This window comes from Pseudomonas sp. 05N36 (genome assembly GCF_056397385.1).
Genome location: NZ_JBFTNH010000012.1, coordinates 301091 through 313941 on the forward strand (window position 1 = coordinate 301091; position 12851 = coordinate 313941).

General features: G+C 59.6%; 10 protein-coding genes. 4 read left to right on the forward strand and 6 right to left on the reverse strand.

Annotated elements, in window-relative coordinates; translation table 11 throughout:
* Window positions 1–3: 3 nt before the first annotated feature.
* From AC1DIH_RS17310 to yaaA, 6 genes are all read right to left on the reverse strand, one after another.
* Complete coding sequence (locus AC1DIH_RS17310; protein WP_477772599.1) at window positions 4–1488, reverse strand: alginate export family protein; 1485 nt, start codon at window positions 1486–1488, stop codon at window positions 4–6.
* On the reverse strand, window positions 1485–2984 hold the full coding sequence (gene algK, locus AC1DIH_RS17315) for an alginate biosynthesis TPR repeat lipoprotein AlgK (protein ID WP_477772631.1): 1500 nt from the start codon (window positions 2982–2984) through the stop codon (window positions 1485–1487). The genes AC1DIH_RS17310 and algK overlap by 4 nt, the downstream gene beginning before the upstream one ends.
* A gap of 18 nt (window positions 2985–3002) precedes the next feature.
* Window positions 3003–4172, reverse strand: coding sequence for a PilZ domain-containing protein (locus tag AC1DIH_RS17320; protein WP_477772600.1), 1170 nt, complete (start codon window positions 4170–4172; stop codon window positions 3003–3005).
* A 35-nt stretch (window positions 4173–4207) separates the two neighbouring features.
* Window positions 4208–5689 carry a mannuronan synthase gene (alg8, locus tag AC1DIH_RS17325; RefSeq protein ID WP_477772601.1) on the reverse strand — a complete coding sequence of 494 codons (1482 nt, stop codon included), beginning with the start codon at window positions 5687–5689 and terminating at the stop codon, window positions 4208–4210.
* Between the two features lie 75 nt (window positions 5690–5764).
* The gene (locus AC1DIH_RS17330; protein WP_477772602.1) at window positions 5765–7081 is read right to left on the reverse strand and encodes a nucleotide sugar dehydrogenase; all 1317 of its coding nucleotides are present in this window, start codon (window positions 7079–7081) and stop codon (window positions 5765–5767) included.
* An 803-nt stretch (window positions 7082–7884) separates the two neighbouring features.
* The gene (gene yaaA / locus AC1DIH_RS17335) at window positions 7885–8664 is read right to left on the reverse strand and encodes a peroxide stress protein YaaA (RefSeq protein ID WP_054593903.1); all 780 of its coding nucleotides are present in this window, start codon (window positions 8662–8664) and stop codon (window positions 7885–7887) included.
* A 305-nt stretch (window positions 8665–8969) separates the two neighbouring features.
* Between yaaA and AC1DIH_RS17340 the strand changes: the two genes are divergently transcribed.
* From AC1DIH_RS17340 to AC1DIH_RS17355, 4 genes are all read left to right on the forward strand, one after another.
* A complete protein-coding gene (locus AC1DIH_RS17340) occupies window positions 8970–10094 on the forward strand; it encodes a polysaccharide deacetylase family protein (RefSeq protein WP_477772603.1) in 1125 nt (374 codons plus the stop codon).
* 362 nt (window positions 10095–10456) lie between these two features.
* Entirely contained in the window at window positions 10457–11848 is a 1392-nt protein-coding gene (locus AC1DIH_RS17345) for a PhoH family protein (RefSeq protein WP_054593901.1), read from the forward strand.
* 290 nt (window positions 11849–12138) lie between these two features.
* Window positions 12139–12612 (forward strand): cyclic pyranopterin monophosphate synthase MoaC, encoded by a 474-nt coding sequence (gene moaC / locus AC1DIH_RS17350; RefSeq protein WP_054593900.1) that lies wholly within the window; start codon window positions 12139–12141, stop codon window positions 12610–12612.
* Complete coding sequence (locus tag AC1DIH_RS17355) at window positions 12609–12851, forward strand: MoaD/ThiS family protein (RefSeq protein ID WP_347927945.1); 243 nt, start codon at window positions 12609–12611, stop codon at window positions 12849–12851. Before moaC ends, AC1DIH_RS17355 begins: the two co-directional genes overlap by 4 nt.

Here is a 12851-nt window from a genome sequence, read left to right on the forward strand (position 1 = left end):
GCATCAGAAGCGCCAGATCACGTCGATGAACGCGCGGTGCATGTACGAGTCGACCTGTTTGCCGTAGGCATCGCCCGGCTTGAACACGCCGCCACGAAAGCGCACCAGCGCCGAGGGCTCATCGATCGACTGACTCAAACCGGCCGGCAGCAGGCCTTGCTTGAAGTATTTGGTGACCACCAGATCCACTTCCTGGCCGAGGTCGGTCTTGCCATCCACCAATGGTAACGAGGTGCTGGACAGCAGCGCGCCGGTGACGTCGTCGTAGTTGTTCTCGACTGCATTAATGCCGTTGCTGCCGACCGGTTTGTTGCCGTCGACGCGCCAGAACTTGTGGTAGACCAGGCTGGCGTCGTAATCGTCCTGCAGCATCCAGGAGCCGAACAGCGTGGCGCTCTGCATGTTGTTCATGTCACTACGGAAGGCCTCGCCAAAACGGTGAACCCGCGAGCGCGTACCGGTGTAGTTCGAGCGGTTGCTTTGCAGGCCGTTTTGCTCGTAGTCCGCGCTGGCACGGGCGTAGGCCGCGCCGATTTGCCATTGCGGATCGAGGCGCAGACGCACGCCCAGGTCGGTGGCCCAGCCGCTGACGTCGCCGTTTTTCGAGGCATCGATCGGGCGGCTGCCATCGGCATTCAATGGATTGACGGTGTCACGGTTGCCGCTCATGCCGGTGAGGCTGGCCCAGTAGTTGACGGTGTTGGTGTTGCGCCAGTTGTAGGCGTCACTGTTGGCTTCGACACCGAGCCAGCTCAGGTCGCCGTTCTGTTTCTTGGCGAGCGAGTCGGGGGCTTCGCCGGGTGTCGGGAAGTCGAGCTTGCCGTCATCATGGGTGTGATGGGCACGCAGGCCAACCCACTGACCGGGCGTCCATTGGGTTGCGATATCGCCGAACACGTGCAGGCGATCCTTGTCCTTGGGCGCGAGTTCGGTGAGGTCGGTGCGGTACTCGCTGAAGCGTTCGGCGACGCCGACGTTGGCCCGCAACAGGGTGGTGTCGAAGGTCCAGTTCAACGCTTCGATGTTGGTGTCGCGCCATTGGCCATCGTCGTTGCGCAGGCGTTGGCGACCGAGTTTCAGCTGCTCGCCGGGGTAGGGCGTCAGGCCGCTGTAGCCGATCCAGAACTCACGCATCGCCAGGTAGTTTTTCTTGCTCTGGCGACCGTTGTTGCCGCTGCTCTGGGCGCCTTGCGTATCGGACTGCAAGGTGTCGGTTTCGATGATGTCGGTCGCGGTCACGGCCTGGCCCATCGCGTAGGCACTCCAGTTGCCGCTTTCACCGTAGACCCATGGACGCAGGTCCAGGGCAACGCCATTGACGTCGCCGCCGGGCTTGGTGCCGAGGTCGCTGTCGTCTTCTGACTGGCCGGTGACTTTCACTTCCAGGCCGTAGTTCCTGGTGTCAGTCATCGCGGCCAGTGTCGGGCAGGACCACAACAGGGTGAAGGTCAGGCCGATTCCGGCTTGAACGAATGGATTGAGCTTCATAGGGATTCCTCGCCGTCTTTTTCTTGCAGGGCCTCGACTTGCAACGTGCTATGGCTCAAGGCGCCACGTGTGGCCTGTTCCTGTTTCAACAGGCGTTGGGCCTCGGCCAGTTGCGCAGGCGGCAATTGGGCTTCGAGTGTTTGCGCCAGCTCAGTGGCTTGCGGGGTGTTTTGTGTCTTGGCCAATTGGCTGAAGACATAGGCGTTGAGCGGGTTGGGCTGGGTGCCCTTGCCTTGGGAAAACAACTGGGCGATGGCGAAGTCGGCACTGTTCTGGCCATTGCGCGCAGCGGTCAGCAAGTGGTCCAGGGCTTTTTGCGAATAGACCTTGCCCAGGTAGCCACGGCGGTAGATCTGGCCGAGGTAGTAATCGGCGGCGACTTCCTTGCCCACGGCTTTCTGGAAATGTGCTTCGGCGACCTTGGCGTCGGCCGGCACCCACTTGCCTTCGTAGTAGAGCTTGCCCAGCAACAGTTCGGCGCGCGGTTGATCGGCGGCGCGGCCGTTTTCGAGGTATTCCATCATCTTGGCGACGTCACCCAGTTCGGGGAAGTCGTAGAGCAACTGCGCCAGGCTGACCCAGGACGCCGGGTAGCCGGGGGCGATCTGCTCGAGCATGGCTTGCGCGGTTTTTTCGTCCGGTTTGCCAAGGCTGGCATCGCCGAGCACGCGGGCCACGCTGTCCATGCGTTGGGCTGATACCTTGCCAAGGCTGTAGCTTGCTTGCAGTTGCTTGAGCAGTTGCGCCTGTTGCTCCGGTTGGGCACGTTTCTGATAGACCGTGGCCAACTCGACGTAGCAGATGTCGGTGGTGTTCAGCGACGCTTTGCAGATGCGCTCGACGTCATCCAGGTGCTGGTCGTAAGTACCTTGCGTGCGATACAGCAGCACTTGCGCCAGACCGGCTTCCGGATAGCGGGCGGCGCGCCATTGGTTGATCTGCTGCTGGGCGTTGATGTTCGGGAAACTGTGGGGATATTGCAGGTACAGCATGGCCAACGGGATCAGCGTGTTGCCCTCGCCATTGGCAAAGGCTTTCTTCAGCAGGCCTTCGGCCTCGTGTTGCTCGGCTTCGGTCGATCCCGGTTTGGCCACCAGCAGACGACCCAGGCGCGCTTGCGCTCGCGGCGAGGTATCGGCGGCGGCACGGTAGGTGGCTTCGGCGGCTTTGATCTGCACCGGGTCGCGGCTTTCCACCTGGATATCGGCCAGCCCGACCTGTGCTTCGCTGTAACCCAGGTCGGCCAGTTGCTTGTAGTTCTGCTGCGCGAGCGCGGTGTCGCCGCGCTTCAGGGCTTCATTGGCCAGACGCTGGTCGGGCAGGCCGGCGCAACCGGCCAGGCTCACCGCAAGGGCGACTGCGCACAGTGTTCCCATGTGGGAGCGAGCCTGCTCGCGATGCGGGCGACTCAGTGCATCAGGCAGACCGCGCTGGTCCCATCGCGAGCAGGCTCGCTCCCACAGGGTAGGCGGTGTATTGAGGAGAGGTGGAGTGATCACAGGCATGTCCTCCGCTTAAAGACCCGCGGCCATGGCTTTGTCGATCAGCCAGTTCAAGGACGGGCCGCGGTTGCTGCTGACTTCTGCCGGGCGACCGGCGAAGGTGCTGTCCAGCGGCGCATCAGGTTTGATCTGCACGCGGATGTCGGACGACAGGTCTTCGCTTTTCAGGCTGGTGCTGCTGACGATGGTGCCGGTGCGCGCAACGTCTTCGCCGGTGATCTGGAAGCTCACTTTCGTACCGGGACGCACGTCAGCGAACTGGCGATAGGAGAAGCGTGCTTCGACACTGGCCTGGCTGCCCTGCGGCACCAGTTTGAAGATCACGTCGCCTTTGCTGGCGTACTGACCGTCGGCGACCATTTGTTGGGCCACGGTGCAATCGCAGGGCGAGGTGAGGGTGCCGGTCATCTGCTTGCCGAACAGCTCTTCAACTTTGGCTGGCTGCAACTGGTTTTCGTCCAGATGCCCTTTGAGCACGTCGAGCATGCTGGTGCTGAACGTCGCCAGTGGCGCGCCCTTGGCTGCAACGCCATCGGTTTTGATCAGGCTTTGCACGGTGCCGTCGCGGGGCATGGTGACGTTCATGCCGGAAACGCTGACCAGACCGGCCTGGGCGTGGCTGACGAAGTACATGCCGTACACCGATTTGAGAACGAAGCCGAACGCTGCGAGGCCGACGACGAAAATCCCCAGGCTGAAGGTCACTGCCCGCAAGCGCCCGAAAGCAGTCATGCCGTGACCGCCGTCCTTGACCTTGCGCGCCTTGGTGAAGTTGTCCCGTTGCAGGGTCGCCAGCACATCGCCCATGGTCACGATGTCACCGGACAGGTGCGACGTGATCAGCTGGCGCAGGGTCGAGATGTCTTGCGGTTCAAGGTTCTGGAACTGGCAACCGGTGCGGCCGGTCTGGCGGTCGAACGAGCGAATCTGTATCTCGACGTCCATGGCCAGGCCGAGGTTGTCGATCAAGAATTGCAGCCGGCCCTTGTGCACGTCGCCGACCTTGAGTGGTATCTGCCCGGCATTGAAGCTCAGGCCACCGGCGGACAGGTCGATGAGCCGTGCGTCCACGGGCGTACGGTCGGGTCCGAAGAAGCGCAGCTTGGCCGGGATTTTCACGCGGGCGTGTTGGCGTTGGGCTTCGGATTCATGCACTACGTTGATGTTCGCGGCGGTATTCATAGGGGGTATTTCCTCGTTAATTCAGGCAAGGCAGGTCAGACCATCAACAGCAGCACGGCGACGAAAATGCTGCCGGCGGAGAAGGTCATGGTCCGAGACGACCAGGTGTTGAACAAACGCTGTGCGCTTTCCAGATCACGGGTCAATTTGGTGTCCTGACGGGTCCAGGACTGTTGGTCGAGGCGGAAGAACACGTAGATCTTCACCAGCGCGCCAACGATCTGGTTGTAATAAAGAATCGCCGGGTAGGCCGGGCCGATCCTGTGTCCCGAGCAGGAGAGCAACAGGGTCAGAATCAGGCGGGTGATGCCGATCCACAGCAGGTACACGAGGATGAACGCAGTGCCGTATTTGAAGCTGGCGATCAGCGCCACGGTCAGGCCCAACAGCGAGGTCCACATCGACACGCGTTGGTCGAACAGCACCACCGAGGTGAACAGGCCCAGGCGTTTCATCCCCAGGCCCAGTGCCCGGGAGTTCTGCCGCAGGTTGTTGCCGTACCAGCGGAACATCAGCTTGCGGCTGGCCTTGATGAAGCTCTTTTCCGGCGGGTGTTCAACGGTGTTGATCGCCGCGTCCGGCACGTAGAAGGTGTCGTAACCCAGGCGCATCAGGCTGAACCAGCTGGACTTGTCGTCGCCGGTGAGAAACTTGAAGCGGCCCAGGCGCCAGTGTTGCAGCGAGTCGCTTTCGACGTCGGCGATGAAGTCCGGGTCGGTGACCACGCTGGCGCGAAACACCGACATGCGCCCGGTCATGGTCAGCACGCGCTTGGACAGGGCCATCGAGCACATGTTGATGTGGCGCTGGGCGAAGCGCAGCTTGTGCCATTCGCTCATGATGTAGCCGCCGCGCACTTCGCAAAATTCGTTGGTGGTCAGGCCGCCGACATTGCCGAACAGCTGGAACCACGGCACGGTTTTGCGCACCACGCCTTCGGCGAGCACGGTGTCGCCATCGATCACCGCCACGACCGCGCGGTCGTCCGGCAGGTGGCGCGAGATGGCGCGGAAACCGAAGGCCAGGCCATCGCGTTTGCCGGTGCCGGGGATGCGCACGAAGTCGAGCTTGACCCGCTCCGGCGGGTTCATTTTGGCCCAGAGGCTTTTCACCAGCAGCTCATCGGACATTTCCACGATCGAGCAGACCACGGTGGTCGGGAGCTCGCACTCGATCGCTTCGCGAATCACCGAGCTGTAGACCTGGGCGGTGGTCAGCGCGTCGATACGAAAACTGGTGACCATCAAAAAGACGTGGGACGGGTCTGCCGCCTTGCCGAGCTTGCGCACTTTGCGCCGCAGGTGCGGGTAGACCACGTAGAGAAACAGCATGCCGCGCAGAAAGTGCGTGGCCCCCATCGAATAGCGCCAGATACCGACGACGCCAATCAGGAAAATGAAGTCCTTGGACTGCGAGTCGAAGGTGCTCACAGGCAGCGCCATGGCGATGCCCATCAATAAACTGAGGTAAAACAGCCAACCGGCAGCCTGAAGTAGGCGGTGCTTTAGCCTGTGCATAATCTGCATCCATTGTGTTTCGGCGATGAGCAGTCCGTGGGCGCTGGCGCAGCCTGCGCCCACGGGGAACGGCGGTTACCAGCAGATACCTTCGGTGCGGCCACTGACGCTGGTGGCTTTGGACATGAAGCCGACCAGGTCGACCACTTGCTTGCCGTGCGGCGCGGTCTCGGCCAGAGCGCGGAACTTCTCGTCGCGGTTGCCGAGGATGATCACGTCGGAGTTGTTGATCACCGAGTCGAAGTCCGAGTTGAGCAAGGACGAGACGTGAGGGATCTTCGATTCGATGTAGTCCTTGTTCGCACCGTGGACGCGGGCGTATTCGACGTTGCTGTCGTAGATGCTCAGGTCGTAACCCTTGCCGATCAGCATTTCCGCCAGCTCCACCAGCGGGCTTTCGCGCAGGTCATCGGTGCCGGCCTTGAAGCTCAGGCCGAGCAGGGCGACTTTGCGTTTGTCGTGGCTGGAAACGATGTCGAAGGCGTTCTGCACCTGGGATTCGTTACTGCGCATCAGCGAGTTGAGCAGCGGTGCTTCGATGTCCAGGGAGCTTGCGCGGTAGGTCAGGGCGCGCACGTCCTTTGGCAGGCACGAGCCACCAAATGCGAAGCCCGGGCGCATGTAGTACTGGGACAGGTTGAGGGTCTTGTCCTGGCAGACCACTTCCATCACTTCGCGACCATCGACACCGACCGCCTTGGCGATGTTGCCGATCTCGTTGGCGAAGGTCACTTTGGTGGCGTGCCAGACGTTGCAGGTGTACTTGATCATCTCGGCGACTTCGATGTCCTTGCGGATGATCGGCGCGTCGAGTTCTTCGTACAGCGATTGCAGAACGTCACCGCTGGCCTTGTCGAACTCGCCGATGACTGTCATTGGTGGCAGGTCGTAGTCCTTGATCGCGGTGCTTTCACGCAGGAACTCGGGGTTCACGGCAACGCCGAAGTCGATGCCGGCCTTTTTGCCCGAGCAGTCTTCGAGGATCGGGATTACCACGTTCTTCACGGTGCCCGGCAACACGGTGCTGCGGACCACGATGGTGTGGCGGGTGGTTTTGTCACGCAGGACAAAGCCGATCTCGCGGCACACCGATTCGATGTAGTTGAGTTCCAGGTCGCCGTTCTTCTTGCTCGGCGTACCGACGCAGATCATCGACAGGTCGGTGTCACGGATGGCTTCTGCGAAGTGGGTGGTGCCGCGCAGACGACCGGTCTGAATGCCCTGGGTCAGCAGCTCGCCCAGACCCGGTTCAACGATCGGAGAACGACCTGCATTGATCAGGTCGATCTTGTCTTTGGAAATGTCCACGCCAACCACGTCGTGGCCTCGTGCAGACAGGCAACCGGCACAGACTGCGCCGACGTAACCCAAACCAAATATGCTGATGCGCATCGCAATTACCTCTGTATTGATCACGCCATTAAAGGCGCGAAGTTAATAGTGTTCAGCGGTCGAAGTGCACTCGGAAGTGTGGATGGCAGGCGCCACAATACCGTGTGCAGGCATACTCAATTCCGAGTGTCTAAATAAGTGCACTCAAGGTGTGCGAAACTTGGCCTGACAGTGAAGGCGTGCCCTGAACTGCAGCCGGCATTTCTTTTGAATACCGTGGTGCAAAAGGCTGGTGGTACTTGAAAGTTGGCGTAAAGCCAGCAATATCAAGCACTCAGGTGCTCGGGTGAGCACGTTTACAGGGGGGCAGCCTTGGCCTTGTAGGGGATAGTAATGGTGCGTTATCTCCTGCTTCTCCAAATAAGTAACCTGAAAGCCAAGTTGAATATGACAACTTGGCGATAGGGCCTGCACGCTGTGTAAGTTATCTCGTACACGCTCGGAGATAATCGTTGCCGGTGGTATGAGCGGTGTATTTTCAGATAGTTCATGGCGGCTTATCCCGATTTTTGAAATTTCCTGAAATATTGCAAAAGATGGCACTGCTCTCATATTGATAGCACTTGCCGTTTCGACCTTTATTAATGGGGAGTTAATTAACGTGAATAGTTTTTTGCCACTACGCTTGAAAAAAATGCGTGCCACTACTGAAAAAATTCACGCTTGTCGAGTGAAAGAAATTTCATAAATGGAATTTATGTGTTTTTGGCGCCAGAAAAATGACGAATTAGGCGGGGGAGATGCAGGGGGAAACCACGTTTCGGCGCACGCACATGATCAATGTCGTGCGCCATCGTGATGCGTTATTCGGGGGCGTGGTCGCGCAGGAAAACCAGGTTGTCGGGTTTCGACTGTTCGGCGCTGTAGCGGTAACCCTGCACGTCAAATTGCTTGAGCGCAGCCGGGTCGTTGATGCGTTCCTGGATCACGAAACGGCTCATCATCCCGCGGGCTTTCTTCGCGTAGAAGCTGATGATCTTGTACTGGCCGTTCTTCAGGTCCTTGAACTCGGTGTTGATGATCCGGGCGTTCAAGGCGCTGCGTTTGACCGCCGAGAAGTACTCGTTGGAGGCCAGGTTGAGCAGCACGTCATCGCCTTGCTCTGCCAGGGCTTCGTTCAGCCATTCGCTGATTTGCGTGCCCCAGAAGGCATACAGATCCTTGCCGCGGGCATTGGCCAGTTTGGTGCCCATCTCCAGCCGATACGGTTGCATCAGGTCCAGCGGGCGCAGCAGGCCGTAGAGGCCCGAGAGCATGCGCAAGTGTTGCTGGGCATAGTCGAAATCGGCTTCGCTGAAGGTCTGGGCATTCATGCCGGTGTACACGTCACCCTTGAACGCCAGCAGCGCCTGCTTGGCGTTGGCTGGCGTGAACGCCGGGGTCCAGCTGCCGAAGCGTGCAGCGTTGAGGCCGCCGATCTTGTCGGAAACGTGCATCAACTCGCTGATCTGTGCCGGGCTCAGCTCGCGCAATTGCAGGATCAGCTCCTGGGAATGGTCCAGGTATTGCGGTTGAGTGAAACGCTGGGTGGCCGGCGGTGTTTCGTAATCGAGGGTCTTGGCGGGGGAAATCACCATCAGCATGAAGTCGTCTCCTTTGATCGTGCGGGGATTCTAGGGGGTTGTCCCGGTTGACTCCAGCTATGGAAGTGATAGCTGATCGGTGGTGTCGAGTCCTTTGTGGCGAGGGAGCTTGCTCCCGTTGGGCTGCGAAGCGGCCCTGAAGTTTGCAACTTCATCATGTCAGGCAAATCGTGGTCGCTGGCTTTGCGACCGCTTCGCGATCGAGCGGGAGCAAGCTCCCTCGCCACATTGGGTACGCAGGCGCAGCAGGGAGGGTCGCAAGATCAGCTATAGTGCCGCGCGGGTTTTGTTATGGAGACATCCCTTTGCGTATCGCTTTACTGTTTTGTGCCTGGTTGTTCAGCGTGAGTGCCTATGCCGCGCCCAATGACCTCGCCACGCTGGACCGCAGCACCTGGCCAGAGCAACTCGGCAACCCGACGCTGTTCGATGTCGCTTCACGCGCGGAAATCCTCACCTTCGCCCGGGCCTTGCTCGCCAGTGAAGCGCTGGATGAGGCAGCTTTAAAGCAGCGCCTGGGGTTGCGGATGATCAACCTCGAGTCGATCAACACGCTGCGCGCGCGCATGTGGCAACGCTTGCTTGCCAACTATAATTTTGCCCAGCGCAGCTGCGATCAGGATGCGTCCTTCTGTTTTCTGGTCGAAGACATGGACACTCTGCGCGAGCAGGCCGCCAAGTTCGAACTCGGCGAAGATTCCTATTACACCCGATGGGCCGCGCCGAGCCGGCGTTTTCACGAGCGCTATCTGGACGAACAATTGCGCAAGGCCGCACTGTTTCCGCAGACCAGCAGCGAAGTCGAACTGTTCGGCGACTACGAGCGTAACGGTGATGAGCTCAACGATCGGCTGTTTGTGCTGAGCTTCGACAGCGCCGCCAACCTTGCGCCGGACAACACCGCGTGGCTGGCCGAGTACCTGCGCAAGGCGAACCTGAGCGGAACCTTCTTTGTGCTGGGCAGCGATATCCAGAACCGCCTGGCACAGCACTCGGTGGCCGAGTTGCAAGGGTTGTACTCAAAGCAATGCATTGGCGTGCAGGGCTGGGAATTCCGCTCCCACAGCCATTGGCAGGATTGGCAGTATTCAGTGACTCGCAGCGTCGAACTGGTGAAGAGCAAACTGCCGGAGAACTTCGTGCCGTTGTTCCGCCCACCGAATGGCCAGCGTCGCGCCGATGCGCAGGGTTTCTTCAAGGCTCAGGGGTTGCAGGTGGCGCTGTGGGATATCGATCCTGCGGACGGCAGTCGTCAGCTCACGGCTGAGCAGAGCGCGCAGCGGGTGCTGACATTGATGCTGTTGTGGCGCCACGGGGTGATTAATTTCAACGCCAAACAGGACGTGGTGAAAACGGCGCTGCCCTGGCTGTTGACGCACACTGCGCAAAGCGGGATCGGCTGGGAAGATTGTCAGGATGCTTTTCGCTGAAACGCGCCTTTCCCCAAAAAAAAGCCGGAAACACTGGGGCAGGGGGAATTTCAGGAGGGATTTCGATACAGACGGACTTCCGACTTTAACGGTGCCGGCGCGGCGCGCCAAGGGCTTTTCGTCACTCTGAAAAATAAACTTCAAAAAAGCGTCAAAGTGCTTTTTTCTGTCATGGGTTTTGGAGTATTACGAAGACAGACCGCCGAAACCTGCAACACAGGTGGCGTCTTCCAAGACCCCGTGTGTGCAGTTCACTTGAGTCGTGCAGTTCATTTCAGTACGGCAGGTGAATTCGGTGGCCACTTCGAGGCGCAGCACCGTCATGGTATTGCGTCGACTGGCTCCCACAAAGGTGACCGAGTATGGATGATCACGGACGTAGCCCCTCCAACCTGCCAATCCTTTATGTACTCGATACCAACGTATTGATCCACGATCCAAACGCGCTCCTGAACTTCGAAGAACACCACGTTGCCATCCCGATGACCGTCCTTGAAGAGCTGGACAAGCTCAAGAGCGGCCATCACAGCGTTGCGGCCGAATGTCGCCAGGCCATTCGCCTGATCGACAACACGCTGGGCGATGCCTCTCCCGAAGACGTTGAACAGGGTGTGCCGATCCAGCGTGGAAAAAGCGGGCCCAAGGGTTTGCTGTCGATTCTGATGAGCAAACGCACCGAGCCGAACATTGTTCTGCCCGAACACCTGAACGACAACATCATCATCAACCAGTTGATCGACCTGCACGCGCGTGACAAGGAATTGCGTGTGGTGCTGGTGACCAAAGACATCAACATGCGCCTCAAGGCCCGGGCCTGCGGGATTGCGGCCGAGGACTACAGCACTGACCAGTTGGTTGACGACGTGTCGTTGCTGCCCAACGGGTATCACAACATGACGGGCTCGTTCTGGGACCGTGTGAGCAAGGTCGAAACCCGTCAGGACCATGGGCGCACCTGGCACCAGGTGCAACTGATCGATAACCTGCCAGCCGTGCATATCAACGAGTTCATCATCGACGAACAGGGTTTTGTCGGCTGGATCAAGGAAATCCAGGTCGATAAGCTGCTGATCCTCGACCTGCATCAGGAACCCCTGTTGCACCAGGAAGCCTGGGGCCTGAAACCACGCGACATCTATCAGAGCCTGGCGCTGTACGCCTTGCTCGACCCGGACATCCACCTGGTCAACCTGTCGGGTGCTGCGGGTTCGGGTAAAACCATCCTGGCGCTGGCTGCGGCAATCGAGCAGACCATGGTCAGCAAGCGCTACAGGCGCATCATCGCCACTCGTAGCGTGCAGGGCCTGGACCAGGAGATCGGTTTCCTGCCGGGCACCGAAGCGGAAAAAATGGAGCCTTGGCTGGGCGCCATCACCGACAACCTCGAAGCCTTGCACATGGATGACGAAAGCACCCATGGCAGCGTCGACTACATCCTCAGCAAAGTGCCGTTGCAGTTCAAATCCCTCAACTACATCCGGGGCCGCAGCTTCCAGCAAAGCCTGATCCTGATCGACGAATGCCAGAACCTCACGCCGCACCAGATGAAAACCATCATCACCCGTGCCGGCGCCGGTTCCAAAGTGGTGTGCCTGGGCAACCTGGCGCAGATCGACACCCCTTACCTGTCCGCGACCAGCTCCGGGCTGACTTACCTGACTGAACGCTTCAAGGACTTCCCCAACGGGGTGCACATCACCCTGCAAGGGGTGCCACGTTCGATTCTGGCCGAATACGCCGAATCTCATTTGTAACCTTCACCCAAACCGGGCGGCCCCAAAGCCGCCCGGTTTTTTATTGCACAGCGAATTCCCCTGTAGCAGCTGGCGAAGCCTGCGTTCGAGCGCGCAGCGGTCGCCATCCGGAACACCCGTTGTTTCTGAAGGAACGCAGCGACTGATTCACGACTGCTGCGCCCGAACGCGGACCGAGCCGAACGCAGGCTTCGCCAGCTGCTACGAGTACGTGGACGGCCTTAATAATCAAACTCGCGAAAATTTGACCCACGGGTTTACAATCGGTGCTCCTGATCAGGAGTAAGGCTGTGCTGACTCATCTCGATTCCCAAGGTCGCGCCAATATGGTCGACGTCACCGAAAAAGCCGTGACGTTCCGTGAAGCCACGGCCGAAGCGCTTGTGCGTATGCTCCCTGAAACCCTGCAGATGATTGTCAGCGGTGGTCACCCCAAAGGTGATGTATTCGCTGTGGCGCGCATCGCCGGCATTCAGGCGGCGAAGAAAACCTCTGATTTGATCCCGCTGTGCCATCCGCTGATGCTCACCAGCGTCAAGGTCGAGCTCAGTGCCGAAGGCCTCGATGCGGTGCGCATCGTGGCACGCTGCAAACTGTCCGGGCAGACCGGGGTGGAAATGGAAGCACTGACCGCGGCCAGTGTCGCCGCATTGACGATCTACGACATGTGCAAGGCCGTGGACCGAGGCATGGTCATCGAAACCGTGCGCCTGCTGGAGAAGCTCGGCGGTAAGAGCGGGCACTATCAGGTGGCCGATCAATGAAGCTGACCGTGAAGTTTTTTGCCCGTTACCGCGAGGCGCTGGGTGTTGATTCGTTGAGCGTCGAAGGTGATTTCGCTTCGGTCGACGATGTGCGTTTGCTGCTGGCGCAACGCGAGGGCGCCGAGGTGCTGAGCGAGCAGAACCTGATGTGCGCGCGTAATGAAGACTTGTGCCAGCTCGACGAGCCGCTCGTCGATGGCGATGAAGTGGCGTTTTTCCCCACCGTTACCGGAGGCTGA